We start from the raw sequence: 17,661 nt of genomic DNA on the forward strand, positions 1-17,661 counted from the left end.
CGCTCAGAGCTTGTCGGCCGCGTCCTTGACGGCTTCCTTGGCGTTACCGACGCCCTTCTGGATGTCGCCCTTGGCTTCCTGAGCCAGGCCTTCGCCCTTCAATTTGTCCGAGCCGGTCATTTCGCCAATGCCCTGCTTTGCCTTGCCAATGGCTTCGTTGGCGGTACCCTTGATCTTGTCTGTGGTGGCGCTCATGGGATACTCCTGCGGATGATGACGCTTTCGGTTTTGATCGCGTCCGGTTGAACTTCGCTGGGACAACGGCGCGGCCAATCGAATGTTCCTCACTCTCCAGGACGTGATGCCGCAGTCGCTGCCGCATTTCCGTCATGGACCTGAAGAAAGCACCGCGATGTCCGGACACGACCACGACCATCCGCACCACGATCATTCCCACGATCATAGCCATGCGCCGGCGAATGCCGACAAATGGAAGCATGACGGCGTGCGCGTGATCCCGGGCGACCAGCTCGACCCCAACGTGCCCTCGACCGCCGGCATGGACCGCAAGGCCGCGATCAATTTCGCGCGCGTCGGCGCGCAGAAGCTGTGGGCCGGCACGGTCACCATCAAGCCGGACGCCAAGACCGGCGCGCATCATCACGGCCATCTCGAAAGCATCATCTATGTCGTGAAGGGCAAGGCGCGGATGCGCTGGGGCGACGCGCTGCAGTTCACCGCAGAAGCGGGGCCCGGCGACTTCATCTTCATCCCGCCTTACGTGCCGCACCAGGAAATCAACGCCAGCCCGGACGAAGCGCTGGAATGCGTGCTGGTGCGCAGCGACGGCCAGGCGGTGGCGATCAACCTCGACATTGCGCCGGCGGAAAAGCCGGAGACGGTGTTGTGGGTCGACCCGACCCATCCCGACGGCGCGGTGACGAAGTAGCCTTATCGCGGGCTGATCAGGCCGCCAGCCCCGCCTCACGGGGCTGGTCCTGCGAGGCCATGCAATCGACCGGCGCGAGACGGCGGGCCAGGCCGCGCCAGCGGATCGCCATGCCGCCCTTTGGCGGCGACTCGTCGCCGTCGAGGCGGCGCAGCGCGGCCAGGATGATGGCAACCGGCACGGCGCGGTCGGCGCCGGGGATCTGCCGCAACCAGGGCTGCGATTCCACGACATTGGCGTCCGACGCCCAGGATGACAGGATCACCCGCTTTTCCGCGTCCGACAGCGTCGGGTCACGCAACACGTCGTCGGGGGTCTGGTAGGCTGAAGCCGGATGGAGAAAGGCGTGAAAGTCGGTAGGGGTAAACGTCGTCAGGTTCATGTGGCTCTCCCGAATGCTCCTTTCAGAACGGGCGAGCAAAAAAATGCAAAAGCCGGCGCCCGGTTTCAAGATCGCCGACGACATTTTTTGCAGGAATGATCTCCGTGGGTATCCGGTGCCGCAGGCCCTGCGAAGGTCAGGCTTCTGCGATCGGCGCCGCGGGCGGCACCATGCGCCGGCTGAACAGGATGCGCTGGTATAGCCAGCCGATCGCCACCAGCACCAGGCCGAGGCACATGAAGGACAGCGCGCGGTACACGCCGGTCAGCACCGACATGTCGACCAGGAACGCCTTCACGATGGTGAGCGCGATGACGATGGCGGAGGCCAGCCGTGCGCGCTGCGAATTGAACATCACGCCGACGCCCAAAAGCACCACGCCGAAGGCGAGCCACGCCAGTGAATAGGTGTATTGCTCCGCATCCGAGGTGATGCCGCGGCTCAGCACCGGGCCGTGATAGAAGCGCCGCACCTGCAGCGACACATAGGCCAGCGCCAGTACCAGCGCGAAACCGGCGATGGTGTTGGCCCATTTCGCCACGCGCCGTCCGGCGACCGCATAGGACAGCAGCAGCGCCAGCACCGCGGGGATCGCGTAGCCGAGCAGCAGCTCGTTGAAGACGAGACCACCGACGTCGTGCGTCCGTAGCATCGGGTTTTCCCACAGCAGCAGGCCGCCGACCGTGGCGGCGCCGGCAAAGAGCGTCAGCAGCAAAGCGCTGACATTGTGCACGATGCTGCCGGTGCGAATGCGCAGCCGCTCCAGCCCGATCGCCATCGCCAGCGCGACGCAGACCTGCAGGCCGACTTCGACGAGGCCCGCGGTGTCGCGGTAGATGTCGCCGCCATGGATGAAGTGGCGGATCTGCAGGAACGCCAGCAGCACCGTGAACAGGATCGCGGCGGATTCCACCATCCGCAGCGGCGCGTCGTCGCCACGCCGGCGCAAGAGAATGCTGGCGCCCCAGAACGACAGCGCGGGCACGCCGTAGCCCCACAGCAGCCAGTTGAAGATCGGCGTGGTGCCCACGAGGTCGCCGACCACGCGCGGCTCCCACGCCATCCGCGCCACCAGGGTGGCGGCGAGGATCGCGGCCAGCCAGCGCAGGAACGGGATCGGCCGTTGCATCGAGATCCACGCGGTGCCCCAGGCCATCAGCGACAGCGCGATGGTCAGCCAGCCCTTCTCCAGCGCGAAGGTCAGCGCCAGCGCCAGCGCGCCGAGCGTGCCGGTGGCGAACAGCGCCGTGGCGATCGCGAGGCCGGGACGGGTTTCGCGCTTGCTCAGCATTTCGGTGGCGGCGGCAAAGGCTGCCGCGATCAGCACCGCGAGGATCGCGAACGGAATCGAGCGATCGAGATGCGCGATCCGGGCATAGAGCGCGATCAGCAGCGCCAGCGGCACGAAGGTCGCCGCACCCGCCCAGATCACGGGAATGATCGCGGCTACCGAGCGGCCCTGCGCGAGGAAGCCGAGAAGGCCGAAGCCGGCGGCAAAGATCGCCGCACTCACCAGATGCAGCGTGACGGAGCCTTCGATCGGGCTCGCGCCGATGCCGGCGAGCGGGCCGCCAGGCAGCACCAGCATGTCGGGATTGCCGCTCACCGCCCATTCCAGAAACACCAAAGCGACGAAGCCCGCGGCCACGCCGACCGCGGCGGTCGCGGCCTGCGCATACCAGGCGACGAACAAAGTGCCCGCGACCAGCAGGCCGAACGTCGTCATCCCGATGTCCGAATGGAAGCTGCTGAGCGCGACCAGCATGCCGCCGAGCAGATAGGCCGACAGCGCGCCGGACGAGATCGGTTCGATCCGGCCTGCTTCCGCCGGCGGACCGTAGAGGAAGCCGCATACCACCAGCAGCGACGCCAGCAGGAAGCCGGCGAGCACGTGGAAGGAATTCGGGCCGACATGTTTCAGGCCTTCGTCGAGGCCGGGCAGCGTCCACAGGATCGCGAACACGATGGTGGTGAGCGCGAGCCAGCGCCACAGCCGGATCCGCGCCAGCCCGAAGGCTGCACCGGTGACAACCGCGAGGTAGAGATACAGCGCCCAGAAATCCGGTCTGTCGGACGACACCAGCACCGGCGTGACAAAGGCAGCGGCAACACCGAGGCCGGCCAGCGCCGGGCCATGCAATAGCGCGGCGGCCATCGTCGCCATCGCCACGATGCCCAGCAGGATGAAGGCGGTCGCGGGCACCAGGAAGTCATACAGCGCATAGGCGGCATAGACGGTGGCGAAGGCCGTCGCGGTGCCGGCGGCGGTGAGGATCGCCGGGATGTTGGCGATCGGCAGCGGCGCGATGGTGGACAGGCTTTCGTTGCGGCGGCTCCATTCGCCGGCCAGAAGCAGCGCCAGCGCGAACAGCCCGCCCAGCAGCACGCGCACGCCGGGGCCGAGCAGCCCGGCCTCGATCGAATAGCGCACCATGAAGAAGCCGCCGAGCGCCAGCGTCAGCCCGCCGACCCACACCACCCAGCGCGTGCCGATCCGCTCCTCGAAGCCGGGACCGGCGGGCGCCGTCGTCGCTGCTGCGGGCATAGAGGTTGTAGTGGGCTTTGCTGCCGATGCCTGCGGTGCGTCGGGCTGAAGGGTGGGCGCACTGTCGGCCACGCGCGAGGCCGCTGGTACCGCCGCAACTTCCGGCGCATCCGTCGTGCGGGGCGTCGCAGGCGCGGCACTGATCGGCGCGGCAGCGGCCGCCGCCTCGAACGCATTCAGCCGCGCGTTCAGCACCCGCACTTCGTTCCGCGCCTTGCGCGCGAACAGGAACGCGACGATGGCGATCAGCGTGGTGATAAAACCGAAGTCGTCGAACATCGCAGCAGCTCTCGCTCTTTCTTCCCTCTCCCCTTGTGGGAGAGGGTGGCTTCGCGAAGCGAAGACGGGTGAGGGGGACGGCCCGTCGATCGCGCGCTGCCCCCTCATCCGACGCGGACTTCGTCCGCGCCACCCTCTCCCACAAGGGGAGAGGGGAAGGAAGAAACGCAGATCGCACATCTATGTGCTCGCATCGCCGATATTAGTTCAACCGCCTCGATCTACTCCAGATCCAGGCGGAACGGTCGTCCCACCACCGTCATGCTGCCGGGACCCATCTCGTCGAGCGCGCGGACCATGCGGCCGTCGCGGCCGAGCGCCTGGTCGGCGAGCGTCACCAGCAGCCGGTTCGGCTGCGCGATCGGCGAGGCCGCACGAATTTTTTGCGCGATGTCGCGCTCGTCGCGGCCCGGATTGAGCAGGCAGGCCGCGGCGAAGGCGCTGGCGGTGGAGCGGCTGATGCCGGCATAGCAATGCACCACCAGCGGCGCGTTGCGGTCCCAGCCGCGGATGAAGTCGAGCACCTGCGCGATGTGGGTTTCGTTCGGCGCGACGAAGCCTTCGGTGGGCTCCAGGATGTCATCCATCTGCACCCGCAGATGGTTGGCCTCGATGACGGATTCCGGTCGCACGACCTGCGCGACATTGGCCATCACCGTCAGCACATGGCTGGCGCCGGTGTCCTTCACGGTGGCATGCAGATCGGCGAGCGAGCAGACGTGGATCATGGAAATTCCCTGGTTGCAGCGATTATAGGCATGCGGGGATCGCGACGGAAGCGTGGCCTTCGTAGCCCGGATGACAATCCGGGGCCGGCCCAGCCCCACGAACCCTTTCCCCGGATTTCGTCGTCACGCGCTTCGCCCGCGCCGACTTCATCCGGGCTACATCGAGACCGCCTCGAATCGCGCCAGAAACCGCTTCTCCGCCTTGCCGGCCGTCCACGGCGTCAGAAAATCGGCCTCGGCCTCTTCGCTCAGGCCGGGGTCCTTGCCGAACAATCGCTTCGCTTCGGCTTCCTTGAAGCCGGCCAGCCGCGTTGCTTCGAGATAGGCCGCGCCCCTATCGGCGGCCTTGATCTGTTTGGTGATCGTCTCCGCCAGCACCGGCGGCAGGCCGAAGCGGGTGTGGATGGCGGCGAGCAGGCGGTGCTCGACCACCTTGTAGGCGCCGCCGATCACCGCCTTGAACGGCGAGATCATGTCGCCGATCACATATTCCGGCGCGTCGTGCAGCAAGGCCGCCAGCCGCACGCGATCGTCCGCGCGCGGCACCTGAAGCCGCAGCACGGCCTCGACCAGCAGCGTGTGCTGCGCCACCGAAAAGATGTTCGGCCCATGGGTCTGTCCGTTCCAGCGCGCGACGCGCGCCAGCCCATGCGCGATGTCGGCTACCTCGACGTCGAGCGGCGAGGGATCGAGCAGATCGAGCCGTCGCCCCGACAGCATGCGCTGCCAGGCGCGGGTTTCGACGTCCGTAGAGAATTTCGATTTGGCCATTACTTCACTTTGAGGCGCGGTTCTTTTGGGGGCGTCGCTTTGAGTCTCGGCGCGCGCTGTTGGCCGATGCACAACTCATGGCAGAAGCACGACGCCAGATGGTCGTTGACCAGGCCGGTCGCTTCCATGAAGGCATAGACGATGGTCGGGCCGACGAATTTGAAGCCGCGCGCCTGCAGGTCCTTGGAAATCTTCACCGACAGCGGCGTCGAGGTCGGTACGTTGCCGTGGGTCTTGAATTTGTTGACGATCGGCCGGCCATCGACGAAGTCCCAGAGATACTTCGAAAAGCCGGCGCCTTCCTCCATGATCTTCAGATAGGATTTTGCGCTGTTGATGGCGCCCTCGATCTTGGCGCGGTTGCGCACGATGCCGGCGTCCTGCATCAGCGCATGCACTCTTTTCTCGTTGTAGCGCGCGATCTTCTCAGGCTGGAAATCGTCGAACGCGGCGCGAAAATTGTCGCGCTTGCGCAGGATGGTGATCCACGAAAGCCCCGCCTGGAAACCGTCGAGAATCAGCTTTTCGTACAGCGCGCGGTCGTCATATTCCGGCACGCCCCATTCGGTGTCGTGATAGGCGACGTAGAACGGATCCTCGCCCGGCCACGGACAGCGCTTCTTGCCGTCGGCATGCAGGCGCGCCGGCTTGCTCATGCAATCGTCTTCTTCGGCGCCAGCGCGCGAACGGCGTCGGGATCGGCAAAATGGATCGGCACGCCACCGGCGAGGAATGCTGCATCCGCATCCAGCGCATCGCTGGCGCGGTCGGTGCGGATCAAGGCCAGGCCACGGCCGTCGGCCGACGAACCCATGGTGCCGATCGGCTTGTCGGCGGCGCGGATCTCCGCGCCCGCTGCGGGCGCGTCGCCGTCCAGCACCACGCCGACGATGCGCGTGCGCGCCGTACCGCGGTGCTGCATGCGCGACACCACTTCCTGGCCGACATAGCACCCCTTGTCGAAATCGACGCCATGGAGCCGGTCCATATTGCTCTCATGCGGAAACGCGTCGCCATAGGCGAAGTCGACGCCGCCGCGCGGCACGCCTGTCGCGATGCGATGCGCCTCATAGGCGGCTTCGTCGACAAGGTCGGCGCCGATCACCGTAGCGGTCTTGGCGGCAAGTTCGGCGGGGATCAGAATGCGGTAACCGAGCGCGGCGTTGCGCGGATCTGGATAGGTCAGGTCCGGCTTCATCGCGGGCTCGCCGTCCCATACCGCGAGCACGCCGAGCGCATCGCTGAGATTGTCGACCGTGACCTTGGCGCGCAGTTTGTAGAAGCCGAGCTTGGTCGCGAGCGGTGCGGCCAGTTCACGCGGCAGTTCGATCAAGAGCCCGCCGCCATGGCCGGCGGAGGCTTCGGTGACCAGGAAGTCGGTGATGATCTTGCCCTGCGGCGTCAGCAACGCGCCGAATCGCGCGATGCCGGGGGCGACGACCTCGATCTCCGACGTGACGAGATTGTTGAGAAAGCCGCGCACATCCATGCCGGACAGTTTGATCACGCCGCGGTCGGTGAGAAACGCTGCCTTCATGGGAATACTCAAAGCTCGGGTGGCCGTGCGGGGCTGAATACCAAAGCTATGCCGCGAGGCGGCCGGTCACAAGGGCTGGAGAAGCGCACCGGCCTATCCCCGTCATCGCGAGGTCAAGGAAAGCCGTTGGCTTTCCCCTTAGCGAAGCGACGCGGCAATCCAGATGGCCGCAAACTCGGCAAGAACTGGATTGCTTCGTCGCAAGAGCTCCTCGCAATGACGGCTGAAAGGCCGGAGCCCAAAAAGCCGAGCGAACCGCCTACTGCCTCGCCAGCGCCAGCGAAAATTCGCCGTTGCGGACGCGGCCGGGCAGGCCTTCGACGAACTTTGCCACGGCGTCTTCGCCATAGGTGCCGACCAGTTCGGCAAAGGCGGCGAACAGGCTGGCCTGCGCCAGGCAATCGCCATCGACGCCGTCGTGCCGCGCTTCCGCCCAGGCCTCGTTGAGATAGCCCAGCGCCGCCTGCTTCTGATCCTGGTCTGACAGGGTATCGTGCGCGGTATCGTAGGCGGCAGACTGGCTCATGAAATTCCCCAACAATTTCTTCGACGACGCCCCGAATCGGAGCGCGTTCCTTCAAATCGAATCAAGATTTAGCACGCGGGAATGGCCCCGCAGGGCCGATCTCCGGCACATCTTTAAAAAGGGTTAACGGCGAACATGGGCGGTGTAGAAAGCTTCGGGGGAACGGCACTTTAGCGCTGATTTACCCGGTGGCATCCGTTCCCCGGACGCGGTGCACTGCGCCGCCATCTGCGGAGCGGCACTTCGTGCCGCACCGCGTCCGGGAAACGACCTCATTTCTATCGATTCGATTGGAGATCGAAACGGCTGCCGCTACGGCGTCAGCGGGCGGCCGTCGAGCCATTTGGCGTAGATCACGCGCTTCTGCTCACCAAAGCCCAGCGATTCATAAAACGCCTGTACCTGCGTGTTATCCGCACGCACCATCAGCTGCAACTTCTCTACGCCACGCTGGCGCAGCCAGTCTTCCGCAGCCTGCATCGTCGCGCGGCCGTAGCCCTTGTGGCGATGATCCGGGTCGGTAGCGACGTAGTACACCCAGCCGCGATGGCCGTCATGGCCGACCATCACCGAGGCCATGACGGCGCTGCCGTCACGCCCGATCAGAATGGTGGAATTGTCGCTTTCGCGCGCGAAGGCGATGTCGCGGGTGGGGTCGTTCCACGGCCGTGTCGAGCCGCTGCGCTGCCACAGCGAAATCACGTCGGCAATGTCAGCGTCGGTAATCTCGGCGATGGCGAGACCGGTATCGTCTCTCATGGCGTAACCGGCAACAGCACCTTGCCGGGATTCATGATGTTCAGCGGATCCAGCATCGCTTTCAGCGAGCGCATCAGTTCGATCGCGACGGGGTCCTTCACCGACGGCAGGTCGGCGGCCTTGAGCTGGCCGATGCCGTGCTCGGCGGAGATCGAGCCGCCCATCCGCAGAACCACCTCGAACACCACCGCGTTGACATCGTGCCAGCGCGCCAGGAATTGCGCGGGGTCGGCGCCGACCGGCTGGGTGATGTTGTAGTGAATGTTGCCGTCGCCGAGATGGCCGAACGGCACCGGCCGCGCGCCGGGCATCAGTTTGAGCACCGCCGCATTGGCTTCGGCGATGAAAGCGGGCACCGCGGCGACCGGCACCGAGACGTCGTGCTTGATCGAGCCGCCTTCCGGCTTCTGCGCCGGCGAAATGTCCTCGCGCAGTTTCCAGAACGCCATGCGCTGCGCCAGATTAGCGGCGATCACGGCGTCGTCGACGATGCCGTCCTCCATGCCGCGCTCAAGAATCTTCTCCAGCGTGCCCTGGCTCTCGTCGCGCGACGACGACAATTCCATCAGCACGTACCAGTCGTGCTTGCTGGAAAGGGGATCGCGGATGCCGACGCCGTGGCGGACCGAGAAATCCACCGCGATCGCGGCGATCAATTCAAAGCTGGTGAGTTGGCCCGCGGCCTCGCCGCGCGCGATCTCCAGCAGCTTCAGCGCCGCCTCCGGCGATTGCAGCCCGACAAAGGCGGTCTCAATGCTGCGCGGCTTCGGAAACAGTTTCAGCGTCGCGGCAGTGATGATGCCGAGCGTGCCTTCGGCGCCGATGAACAGGTTGCGCAGATCGTAGCCGGTATTGTCCTTCTTCAGCTTCGACAGGCCGTTGAGGATGCGGCCATCGGCCAGCACCACTTCGAGGCCGAGCGCCATCTCGCGCGCCACGCCGTAGGCGAGAGCCGCGGTGCCGCCGGCATTGCTGGAGAGGTTGCCGCCGATCGTGCAGCTGCCCTCGGCGCCGAGCGACAGCGGAAACAGCCGGTCGGCCTCCGATGCCCGCGCCTGCGCGTTCTGCAGGATCATGCCGGCATCGACCGTCATGGTGTTCGACGAGGTGTCGAGGTCGCGCAATTTGTCCATCCGGCGCAGCGACATCACGACCTCGCCGCCATAGGGCGTCTGGCCGCCGACCAGGCCGGTATTGCCGCCCTGCGGCACCAAAGCGGTACGCGTCTCGGTGGCGAGCTTGCAGATCGCGGCGACCTCCGCCGTCGAGCCCGGCCGCAGCACCAGCGGCGAGGTGCCGCGGAACAGGTTGCGGTCCTCGGTGACGTAGGGGTGCACGTCGGCCTCGGCCGTAATGGCGTATTTGTCGCCGACGATCGCCGCGAAGCGCGCGATGGTCTCGGGCGACAGCGTGGCCGGCGGCTTGTGAGCGATATTCATCGGGCTTCCCTGCGCTTGTCTTATTGCTCTTGCTTCAGGCCGCGGCGCGCCGCAGCCGGTCATTGATGGCTTCGCCAAGCCCGTGCCCCGGCACCGGCATCACCGCGATTCCCGCAGCACCAGAAGTGTCGAGCGCGCGAAGATAGCCGAAAAGTCTTGTCGCGGCTTCCGTGAGGTCGCCGCTCTCCGACAAATTCATCACGGCGACGGCTTTATCAAGTCCCGGCAAGGCAGCGGGACCGAATGCCAGCAATGCTTCCCCGGGGCGGACGTCGGTCGCCTGCAGCCGCACCCGGGCGCGGGGCGCATAATGCGAGGCCAGCATGCCCGGTGCCAGCGGATGCGGGCTGTCGGTATCCTCCAGTTCCTGCGGCGCCAGCAGCGCGCGGCCGAGCAGCCGCTCGATCGCCTCGCGCGGCAGCCCGCCGGCCCGCAACAGCATGGGCTCGTCAAAACAGCCGATGATCGTCGATTCGACGCCGACCTCGACCGGCCCGCCATCGAGGATCAGGTCGACGCGGCCGTCGAGATCGGCCAGCACATGGGCGGCGGTGGTCGGGGAGACGTGGCCGGAGCGGTTGGCGGACGGCGCAACCACAGCGCCGCCGAAGGCCTGCAGCAGGGCGCGTGCCACGTTATGGGACGGTATACGGACCGCGACGGTGTCGAGCCCGGCGGTGGCCAGATCCGCCACCGGGCAATTTTGCGCCTTCGGCAGGACCAGGGTCAGCGGCCCCGGCCAGAAAGCCTGCGCCAAAGCGCGCGCCTGCGAATCGAAGCGGGCGATCGCTTCCGCCGCTTTGAGGTCGCCGACATGGGCGATCAGCGGGTTGAACGCCGGCCGGCCCTTGGCCTGATACAGCCGGGCGATCGCCGCAGGATTGGCCGCGTCGGCGCCGAGCCCGTAGACGGTTTCGGTCGGAAACCCCACCAGCCCGCCCTCGCGCAGGCAGCGCGCCGCCGCCGCCACGGCATCAGCGCCGGCGGTCAGGAGGCGGGTGGAGAGGCCGAGCGGCATCGAAGCGGTCCTTGCGGGGGGCGTCAGTTCTTTTCCGAGGTTCTTGTACCGGGGTTCTTGCGGTATGCGAAACCCAAGGTTATAAGCCAGCCATTGTCGGAGTGTGGCTCAGCCCGGTAGAGCACTGCGTTCGGGACGCAGGGGTCGCAGGTTCAAATCCTGCCACTCCGACCAAGTATTTCAAGCACTTAGCAGAAGTGCGTTTTTTACCCCCCGATGAACCCCCCGAAATACGCAGGGCGCGCAGGTTTGATTTCCGCGCCTCTTCATTGATGATCGCTCTGCTTCGTGCAACGGCGTCTACGTTCGTCCATTTTCGTGCACGTTCGTCACTTTTCGCAGTCAAGCTTGTTGCCGCAACTTGTGCTGCGCGCCTTTCCTAGATACTCGCTGATCGGGCTCTTCGATAAACACGAAGAAACGAAAAGTTGGAGGTTGAGGGTATGGTCGATTTTGGCAAACGTTTAGCGAAAAAGACCGTCACGAAACCGATCGACCCAATCCAAATTTACGCATCTCTTGATCGGGCTCATGACAAAGGCCCGTTGCGTCCTGCCCAAGAGGCAGTGCTTCAAGCGTGGAACGCGCGGCAGGCCACAAATCGCGACTTGGTTGTCAAGCTACATACCGGACAGGGCAAGACCCTGGTGGGGCTGCTCATGCTCCAGTCGCGGTTGAATGCTGGCAAAGGGCCGGTTGTGTATCTCTGTCCCGATCACTTCTTGATTGCACAGACATGCGATCAAGCCAAGCAGTTTGGCATCCGCGTGTGCACGGCTGACGATGATTTGCCAGATGAGTTCCTAAACTCGAGCGCCATCCTCGTTACATCCGTCCAGAAGCTGTTCAATGGCTTGACCAAGTTTGGGTTGAACAAGTCTTCCATCGACGTCGACACCGTTCTGATGGATGACGCTCACGCATGTGCCGATCGGATCAGGGAAGCTTGTCGCATTCGTATTCCGAGTGATGAGCCTGCGTATGCTTCGCTCAAGACACTCTTTGCTACAGATCTTGAGCAGCAAGGCGTAGGGACTTTTGCCGATATCGAGAACAGCAAGCGTGAGGCACTGTTGCCGGTGCCGTATTGGTCTTGGATTGAGAGGGAGAGCGAGGTTGCCTCTATCCTTTCAGCTCAGGCCGATCGGAAGTCTATAAAGTTTGCGTGGTCGTTGTTGCGTGACATGCTCGTACACTGCCAGTGTATTGTCTCAGGCGTTGCTATTGAAATCGAACCATATGTGCCCCCTCTCGATGCTTTTGGGTCTTATTCGCACGCAGTTCATCGCATTTTTATGTCGGCAACCGTCACCGACGATGCATTTCTAATAAAAGGATTGAGGCTCTTGCCTCAGACTATTGCTAGGCCGCTCACCGATGATCGTGAGACATGGTCGGGCGAAAAGATGGTCGTCATCCCTTCGCTAATCCACGAGGACCTTGATCGAGACTGGATCATTCGCAGGTTCGGGAAGGCCAGCGCTGGCCGAAAGTCTGGCCGGGTAGTGCTCACTCCAAGCTTTGCGCTCAGCAAGGCTTGGGAGGCCACTGGCGCTTTAGTGGCAGATCGCAACACTATCGAGGACGCAGTTGGCGCCCTCAGGCGGGGCGATTGTGAAAAGACCGTTGTGTTAGCTAACAGGTACGATGGAGTTGATCTGCCCGACAGTTCTTGCCGAGTCTTAGTATTCGACTCTCGGCCGTATTCGGAAAGTCTCGCTGACATCTATGCCGAGCAGGTGCGCCCCGGTAGCGACGCAACGCTTATGCGCACGGTCCGCACAGTCGAACAGGGGATGGGCCGCAGCGTTCGTGGCGAAAAAGATTACTCGGTCATCATCATGACTGGATCTGATCTGGTGCGTCTTATCCGTGAAAAGGGCAAGCGCCGCTTCCTGTCCCCACAGGTGAACAAGCAAATTGAGATTGGGCTCGAAGTTGCCGAGATGGCGCGGGAAGAGGTGTCAAAAGGCAAAGAACCTAATGACGCATTCACCGCACTCATCCAGCAGTGCCTCAATCGCGATCCCGAGTGGAAAGCTTTCTACGCTGAACAGATGGACGGTATTGTTCCTCGGGGGCCTAACGAGAGTGTACTCAAACTCTATGCGGCTGAACTGGCGGCCGAAGAGTCCTACATGGCCGGAGACTACGCGGTAGCATCCGGCGGCCTCCAAAAGATGATGGACGACGGCCATGTCGACACGGATGATAAGGCTTGGTACCTCCAGGAGCGTGCGCGGTATCTCTATCGTACCGATCGGGCTCAATCACAGACGCTGCAAGTATCGGCGCACAAACGAAATCGGCTCTTATTGAAGCCACCGACCGGTGTGACCGTAACGAAACTAACAGTCGTTAGCCAAGGGAGAGCCGAGCGCATTATCGATTGGGTGCGAGCATTCGGGAAGTATGCCGATATGGACGTAACCGTCTCCGATATTCTCGGAAGACTTCGGTTTGGCGTTCGGGCAGACGATTTCGAACACGCCTTAGACGAGTTGAGTCGAGCGTTGGGCTTTGCAGGCGAGCGCCCGGATAAGGAGTGGAAGGAAGGGCCAGACAACCTTTGGGCATTGGATGGCACGAGCTACCTCTTGATCGAGTGCAAAAGTGAGGTCAGCGTTACCCGAGCCGAGGTCAATAAGCGGGAAGCCGAGCAAATGAATCGCTCCTCTGCTTGGTTTGAAAAGCACTACGCGGGGATGAAAGTTAAGCGTGTCATCATTCACCCGGCCAAGCGTATCGAGAGCGCTGCTCATTTTATCCACGAAGTGGAGGGTGTCGCCGAGGGGGAGCTAAAAAAACTCGAAAAGGCTTGCCGTGAGTTCTTCAAAGGTTTTGAGGGGCAGAACTTTGCTGATCTGTCGCCGCCGCATATCCAGAAAATGATCAATTCTCATAAGTTGGCTGTTGATGATCTGCTGAAGCTCTACTCTCGCAAATTGAAAAATGTGAAGGAGTGAACTTCGAGAGTGGCAGCAAAACAGATAATCCCAATAGGGAAGAATTCCAGCAGCAATGAAAAGACAGGTGTGCGTTCCCAGTAGGTCTAATCGCCCGCCACGTTGTCACGAACCAAATTGAGTATTTTCATCGCGAGATCGGTATCAAGCTCCATATCGATCAGTAAGCGTGTTTTTCCCTCCAAAGATGAAATGGCTTGCGCCGTTTGAAGAGCCCGGCGCTTTTTGAACAGCGGAAGAAGTTCATTGGGTTCGACATTCAACGCTTGGCAGATGTATTTCAGATTGATCGGAGCGGGTTCGTTCTCTCCGCGGCAATATGAAGAAATTAGATGCCGTCCGATCACATATTGCTTGCCCCTTTTGCGGTGAGTTTCGGGGACATGCTTGCTAGCTTCTCTAGCCAGGTCCGCAGCCGACCAGTTTTTCTCTTCGATCAGAGATTTCAGCCGTAGCGAGAACGCAACGAGGTGGTTTGCGGGCCGGTTGTTTTGCATACCGAACCGTACGCGGTAGGAGCGCTTATTACAACTTCTACTGCGCCGACGTCACCCCCCGAAAACCCCCCGAATATTCCCGTGAACAAACAACGAAGATCATGAATAAACGTGGACAATAAACACTGCAAATTCATATACTTAAACATGATGCAAGCCGTTCGGGACGCAGGGGTCGCAGGTTCAAATCCTGCCACTCCGACCAAGTAATCAATAACTTAGCGATATCAACGCTTTGATGCGCAACGAAATGCGCAATGAATTAGTTAGATTCGAGGGCAGGCCTGATGGCCGATGCGGTTACAGATCTCGATTCGTTTTTCGGGATTTGCACCCAGGGAGCGCGGAAGACCTCTGAATTTAACGCTGCACCCGTCTTTTGGCATGAATTGAACGAGACGACCGCCAATTGGCTTCGAGAGATCCGACAGGTCGCGGAGACAAACTTTCTGCTGCAAAAATTTCTAACAAATATTACCCTACTGTGGCTGGTGCCTGCGGCTGGCGGGGTCCGCTTTTGCATCGAGGAAAGCTACGAAGCGACTTCGCCAGATCGGCGGTTTGCCCGGCCTCGTGAGAGCGACCAGCTGTCGCGGCTGCTCCCCCTCGGCCATCCAATGTTGGCTGATCGAGACATCGCTCGCATTGCTGGTGAGCTTTACCTCGAACAAACTGGCGATGACGTGCCGTGGGTACTGTCAAACAAATCTGCTAGATACGGAGTCGGGCGATCGAAGACACAGCTGCAAAATGTTGCTGACATGTTCGATAACGCCGGACTCAAGGTTGAAGTTTACTTCCTACAATAATGGGTATGGCTTTGGAACTCGCTTCAGTCGATCTGTTTCGCATTCGACGTAGCCAGGCGGAAACTATTTCGCGGTGGCTTACCGACGACAAAGCGCTAGCGTCATTCGAGCGAGCAATAGTTTTGCGCCTTGAGGTTCATTACGGATTATGGTCTCCCGACCTCGTTTCTCCGACCTACCTGTTTGGGCGAGAGATGCGGCAGATTTTTGATAATAGATCGAACCAAGATCTTGGCTTTAAGATACATCCGGCTGAATTGCAGAGTCGAGCATATCTGATATTCCTCGCGGGCTTCTTTCGTAAACCTCTTCAGCTTGCGACAGATATCGATCGCGCCTCGCCCGAACGGTATCCACATTTTGTGAACATGTTGATTTCTTGATTATCGTCTTAAATTCTTTCGTGAAGACCTTGCCGCGGCCGAGACTTCATAATTTTTGTCCGCGCCAAATATTAGCGCAGTCAATCTGATAGATAGCCTTTCAATGGAAATCCCTTCGTCGAATAATCCGTGTAAAGGCCACGATAATCAATTAGATGAAAAACGAGATGGCTCAGTAGTACGTTAACGCTGTGCAGCTGGTCTATTAGTTTCTGAAAGTCCCGCGATGAGGTGTCGTCTCGGCCAGCTGTGCTGGGGTGAACTCCTCTGTTTCGCAATTTTTTCCAAGCGTTAATATGTTGCAAATCAGCGTGGCCATGTTTAGCGATTGAGATCATTCGATCGACAGCGCGTATCGTCGTAAGTCCGCTCATAATGCCTGTTACGCGGTCTGAAAACTCCAAAAAATCTGCAGAGGTGGATACCTGGTTGCTGATGTATTTCTGGAGGTCAATCAGCCTGTCTGACTCAGTTGTCTCTCGTTCGAAAGGTAGCAAATTTGCCAATCCCTCGACGGCAACGCTGAGACCGATCGCCCAAGCATCCACGGAATTTGCGCTAGCCTCTAGTACCCGGAATCATTGGTCCGCGAAACGGGCCTTAAGACGCTTTTGATGAACTTCAGACTTGGTCCAGACGAAGGGCTTGGCGTTTGCGTTGTAGTCTTCGATGAAGTTGTCGATGTGTTCCCTGAGTTGTTTGACAGAGGTGAAGGATTCGTCGCACAGGGACTTTGCTTGCAGGATCGAGAACCAGATCTCGACCTGATTGAGCCACGAGGCACGGGTTGGCGTGAAGTGGAACGTCACGTTCGGATGCAGCTTTAGCCAACGGTCGTTTTTCGGCTTATGGGTATTGAGGTTGTCGAGCACGACGTGGATGGCGGTGTCGGGCCAAGAGGCGACGATGTCGTTCATGAAGTCGAGAAACTCGATGCGCCGGCGCCGCTTTTTGTGCGCGGCCGTCACCTTGCCGGTGGCGACCTCGAAAGCGGCAAACAGCGTCGAGGTGCCGTTGCGCTTATAATCGTGGCTATGACCGCCCAGCGCGCGGCCGTTCGGCATTTTCAGATAGCCCTGTGCTCGCTCCAGCGCCTGGATCGAGGGCTTTTCATCGACGCAGATGACAATCGCGTTGTCCGGCGGCGCCATGTAGAGCCCACCACGTCGGCTGCCTTGGCCGCAAACTCCGGATCGTTGCTCTCACACCAGGATTTGCGCCCGGCCAAATCGATCTTCTGGGCACGCAGGAACCGCCAGATATATTGCATATCGACATCGCCCAGCGCCGCAGCTAACAACGGTCCCGACCAGCGCCCATAGCCCTTTGGTTTCGGCTGGTCCAACAGCGCCAGAATGCGCTTGTCCGTTTCCGCAGTGTATTTCGGTTCGGCACCTCGGTCGCCCGTTTCGTCCAGACCGTCAAACCGCTTTGCGGCATAGCGCACGCGCCACTTCGATGCCGTGCCAGTCGTGCAGCCAACAGTCCGCCCGATCGCCCGGCTCGCCAACCCCTCCGACGCCAACAGCACGATCCGTGCGCGCTGACGCAATCGATGCTCCGTCTTCGTCGACCGCGCCAAGCCCTCAAGCTCGTTCCGCTCCGACGTCGTCAAAATAATCGCTGTCGCCTCAGGGATGCTGCTCATATCCCATTGAATCACGACTCATTCTTCACCGATAGTGGGTACTAGAGCGTTATGAAGATAGCCGCTGCACGGATGCCAAGAAGAGCTCTTAGTCTCACGGGTCACGTATCGGAGGTAATTGGAAAATAACGCCCAAGATTGCTCGATAGGACCGCGGACCAGCGGCGGCATAAGTGCTGTTCGCTTCGAACGGACCGACGCCGAATACAAATCGAGGCAGCCAGATCGTACCATGACGCGTGTCGCAACTGACTGAGCAGGTAGAAAACGAAGCGCTTCCTCAACGCGGATCTCAAAATGCTCGGGAAGCTCGATTTTGGATTCCACACGAACCGAGAAGCTTTCGTCAGTTTTACGAACAACGAAGTCATAGTCATCCGACTTAAACTGAGCTGTGTCCAAAGCACAAGGAATGTTGGCTTCTTCAAAGAAATGCAACGTAAGCAATCGTGTCCCGGCGTGGCATGTTCCTCGACGGCAGGAGC

At 61.3% G+C, this 17,661-nt stretch carries 17 protein-coding genes, 1 tRNA gene and 1 pseudogene; 5 read left to right on the plus strand and 14 right to left on the minus strand.

What is annotated here, in order from left to right:
• Nucleotides 1-3: 3 nt before the first annotated feature.
• Nucleotides 4-195, minus strand: coding sequence for a CsbD family protein (locus FNL56_RS05315; RefSeq protein WP_143571870.1), 192 nt, complete (start codon nucleotides 193-195; stop codon nucleotides 4-6).
• Between the two features lie 157 nt (nucleotides 196-352).
• Here FNL56_RS05315 and FNL56_RS05320 point away from each other — a divergent pair, with 157 nt between their 5' ends.
• Nucleotides 353-889: a cupin domain-containing protein gene (locus FNL56_RS05320; protein WP_143576028.1), complete on the plus strand. Its 537-nt coding sequence runs from the start codon at nucleotides 353-355 to the stop codon at nucleotides 887-889.
• Nucleotides 890-905: 16 nt separating this feature from the next.
• Here FNL56_RS05320 and FNL56_RS05325 read toward each other — a convergent pair whose 3' ends face one another.
• The 10 genes from FNL56_RS05325 to FNL56_RS05370 all read right to left on the minus strand — a co-directional run bounded on the left by FNL56_RS05325 (nucleotide 906) and on the right by FNL56_RS05370 (nucleotide 10,873).
• Nucleotides 906-1,271, minus strand: coding sequence for a hypothetical protein (locus tag FNL56_RS05325; RefSeq protein ID WP_210245470.1), 366 nt, complete (start codon nucleotides 1,269-1,271; stop codon nucleotides 906-908).
• Nucleotides 1,272-1,407: 136 nt separating this feature from the next.
• Nucleotides 1,408-4,095 carry a DUF2339 domain-containing protein gene (locus FNL56_RS05330; RefSeq protein ID WP_143577576.1) on the minus strand — a complete coding sequence of 896 codons (2,688 nt, stop codon included), beginning with the start codon at nucleotides 4,093-4,095 and terminating at the stop codon, nucleotides 1,408-1,410.
• 221 nt (nucleotides 4,096-4,316) lie between these two features.
• On the minus strand, nucleotides 4,317-4,823 hold the full coding sequence (locus FNL56_RS05335; protein WP_143571872.1) for a tyrosine phosphatase family protein: 507 nt from the start codon (nucleotides 4,821-4,823) through the stop codon (nucleotides 4,317-4,319).
• Nucleotides 4,824-4,979: 156 nt separating this feature from the next.
• Entirely contained in the window at nucleotides 4,980-5,594 is a 615-nt protein-coding gene (locus FNL56_RS05340) for an HD family hydrolase (protein ID WP_143571873.1), read from the minus strand.
• Nucleotides 5,594-6,250, minus strand: coding sequence for a DNA-3-methyladenine glycosylase I (locus FNL56_RS05345; protein ID WP_143571874.1), 657 nt, complete (start codon nucleotides 6,248-6,250; stop codon nucleotides 5,594-5,596). Before FNL56_RS05345 ends, FNL56_RS05340 begins: the two co-directional genes overlap by 1 nt.
• Nucleotides 6,247-7,131, minus strand: coding sequence for a CAF17-like 4Fe-4S cluster assembly/insertion protein YgfZ (gene ygfZ / locus FNL56_RS05350; RefSeq protein ID WP_143571875.1), 885 nt, complete (start codon nucleotides 7,129-7,131; stop codon nucleotides 6,247-6,249). The genes FNL56_RS05345 and ygfZ overlap by 4 nt, the downstream gene beginning before the upstream one ends.
• A 259-nt stretch (nucleotides 7,132-7,390) precedes the next feature.
• Nucleotides 7,391-7,657 carry a hypothetical protein gene (locus FNL56_RS05355; protein WP_143571876.1) on the minus strand — a complete coding sequence of 89 codons (267 nt, stop codon included), beginning with the start codon at nucleotides 7,655-7,657 and terminating at the stop codon, nucleotides 7,391-7,393.
• 312 nt (nucleotides 7,658-7,969) lie between these two features.
• Nucleotides 7,970-8,416 (minus strand): GNAT family acetyltransferase, encoded by a 447-nt coding sequence (locus FNL56_RS05360; protein WP_143571877.1) that lies wholly within the window; start codon nucleotides 8,414-8,416, stop codon nucleotides 7,970-7,972.
• On the minus strand, nucleotides 8,413-9,855 hold the full coding sequence (locus FNL56_RS05365) for an FAD-binding oxidoreductase (protein ID WP_143571878.1): 1,443 nt from the start codon (nucleotides 9,853-9,855) through the stop codon (nucleotides 8,413-8,415). Before FNL56_RS05365 ends, FNL56_RS05360 begins: the two co-directional genes overlap by 4 nt.
• Nucleotides 9,856-9,889: 34 nt before the next feature.
• Nucleotides 9,890-10,873 (minus strand): L-threonylcarbamoyladenylate synthase, encoded by a 984-nt coding sequence (locus FNL56_RS05370; protein ID WP_143571879.1) that lies wholly within the window; start codon nucleotides 10,871-10,873, stop codon nucleotides 9,890-9,892.
• A 97-nt stretch (nucleotides 10,874-10,970) separates the two neighbouring features.
• On the opposite strand from FNL56_RS05370, the gene FNL56_RS05375 reads away from it, so the two are divergent.
• Together FNL56_RS05375 and FNL56_RS05380 are read left to right on the plus strand one after the other, a co-directional pair.
• A tRNA-Pro gene (locus FNL56_RS05375) sits at nucleotides 10,971-11,047 on the plus strand.
• 269 nt (nucleotides 11,048-11,316) lie between these two features.
• Nucleotides 11,317-13,839 (plus strand): DEAD/DEAH box helicase family protein, encoded by a 2,523-nt coding sequence (locus FNL56_RS05380; RefSeq protein ID WP_143581814.1) that lies wholly within the window; start codon nucleotides 11,317-11,319, stop codon nucleotides 13,837-13,839.
• Nucleotides 13,840-13,925: 86 nt separating this feature from the next.
• Here the strand turns inward: FNL56_RS05380 and FNL56_RS05385 are convergent, their stop codons facing one another.
• On the minus strand, nucleotides 13,926-14,336 hold the full coding sequence (locus tag FNL56_RS05385; RefSeq protein WP_143581815.1) for a helix-turn-helix domain-containing protein: 411 nt from the start codon (nucleotides 14,334-14,336) through the stop codon (nucleotides 13,926-13,928).
• A gap of 287 nt (nucleotides 14,337-14,623) precedes the next feature.
• Here FNL56_RS05385 and FNL56_RS05390 point away from each other — a divergent pair, with 287 nt between their 5' ends.
• Together FNL56_RS05390 and FNL56_RS05395 are read left to right on the plus strand one after the other, a co-directional pair.
• Complete coding sequence (locus FNL56_RS05390; RefSeq protein ID WP_143571880.1) at nucleotides 14,624-15,145, plus strand: hypothetical protein; 522 nt, start codon at nucleotides 14,624-14,626, stop codon at nucleotides 15,143-15,145.
• 5 nt (nucleotides 15,146-15,150) lie between these two features.
• On the plus strand, nucleotides 15,151-15,528 hold the full coding sequence (locus FNL56_RS05395; protein ID WP_143571881.1) for a hypothetical protein: 378 nt from the start codon (nucleotides 15,151-15,153) through the stop codon (nucleotides 15,526-15,528).
• 578 nt (nucleotides 15,529-16,106) lie between these two features.
• Here the strand turns inward: FNL56_RS05395 and FNL56_RS05400 are convergent.
• Nucleotides 16,107-17,176, minus strand: a pseudogene (locus FNL56_RS05400) (IS630 family transposase).
• Between the two features lie 18 nt (nucleotides 17,177-17,194).
• The gene (locus FNL56_RS05405) at nucleotides 17,195-17,614 is read right to left on the minus strand and encodes a hypothetical protein (protein WP_143581816.1); all 420 of its coding nucleotides are present in this window, start codon (nucleotides 17,612-17,614) and stop codon (nucleotides 17,195-17,197) included.
• Between the last annotated feature and the right edge of the window lie 47 nt (nucleotides 17,615-17,661).

This window comes from Tardiphaga sp. vice304 (genome assembly GCF_007018905.1).
Classification (GTDB): Bacteria; Pseudomonadota; Alphaproteobacteria; order Rhizobiales; family Xanthobacteraceae; genus Tardiphaga.

Excerpts from the sequence above, each read along its gene's own strand:
- FNL56_RS05315 (WP_143571870.1), bottom strand. The coding sequence starts at position 195 with ATGAGCGCCACCACAGACAAGATCAAGGGTACCGCCAACGAAGCCATT.
- FNL56_RS05320 (WP_143576028.1), top strand. The coding sequence starts at position 353 with ATGTCCGGACACGACCACGACCATCCGCACCACGATCATTCCCACGAT.
- FNL56_RS05325 (WP_210245470.1), bottom strand. The coding sequence starts at position 1,271 with ATGAACCTGACGACGTTTACCCCTACCGACTTTCACGCCTTTCTCCAT.
- FNL56_RS05330 (WP_143577576.1), bottom strand. The coding sequence starts at position 4,095 with ATGTTCGACGACTTCGGTTTTATCACCACGCTGATCGCCATCGTCGCG.
- FNL56_RS05335 (WP_143571872.1), bottom strand. The coding sequence starts at position 4,823 with ATGATCCACGTCTGCTCGCTCGCCGATCTGCATGCCACCGTGAAGGAC.
- FNL56_RS05340 (WP_143571873.1), bottom strand. The coding sequence starts at position 5,594 with ATGGCCAAATCGAAATTCTCTACGGACGTCGAAACCCGCGCCTGGCAG.
- FNL56_RS05345 (WP_143571874.1), bottom strand. The coding sequence starts at position 6,250 with ATGAGCAAGCCGGCGCGCCTGCATGCCGACGGCAAGAAGCGCTGTCCG.
- ygfZ (WP_143571875.1), bottom strand. The coding sequence starts at position 7,131 with ATGAAGGCAGCGTTTCTCACCGACCGCGGCGTGATCAAACTGTCCGGC.
- FNL56_RS05355 (WP_143571876.1), bottom strand. The coding sequence starts at position 7,657 with ATGAGCCAGTCTGCCGCCTACGATACCGCGCACGATACCCTGTCAGAC.
- FNL56_RS05360 (WP_143571877.1), bottom strand. The coding sequence starts at position 8,416 with ATGAGAGACGATACCGGTCTCGCCATCGCCGAGATTACCGACGCTGAC.
- FNL56_RS05365 (WP_143571878.1), bottom strand. The coding sequence starts at position 9,855 with ATGAATATCGCTCACAAGCCGCCGGCCACGCTGTCGCCCGAGACCATC.
- FNL56_RS05370 (WP_143571879.1), bottom strand. The coding sequence starts at position 10,873 with ATGCCGCTCGGCCTCTCCACCCGCCTCCTGACCGCCGGCGCTGATGCC.
- FNL56_RS05380 (WP_143581814.1), top strand. The coding sequence starts at position 11,317 with ATGGTCGATTTTGGCAAACGTTTAGCGAAAAAGACCGTCACGAAACCG.
- FNL56_RS05385 (WP_143581815.1), bottom strand. The coding sequence starts at position 14,336 with ATGCAAAACAACCGGCCCGCAAACCACCTCGTTGCGTTCTCGCTACGG.
- FNL56_RS05390 (WP_143571880.1), top strand. The coding sequence starts at position 14,624 with ATGGCCGATGCGGTTACAGATCTCGATTCGTTTTTCGGGATTTGCACC.
- FNL56_RS05395 (WP_143571881.1), top strand. The coding sequence starts at position 15,151 with ATGGCTTTGGAACTCGCTTCAGTCGATCTGTTTCGCATTCGACGTAGC.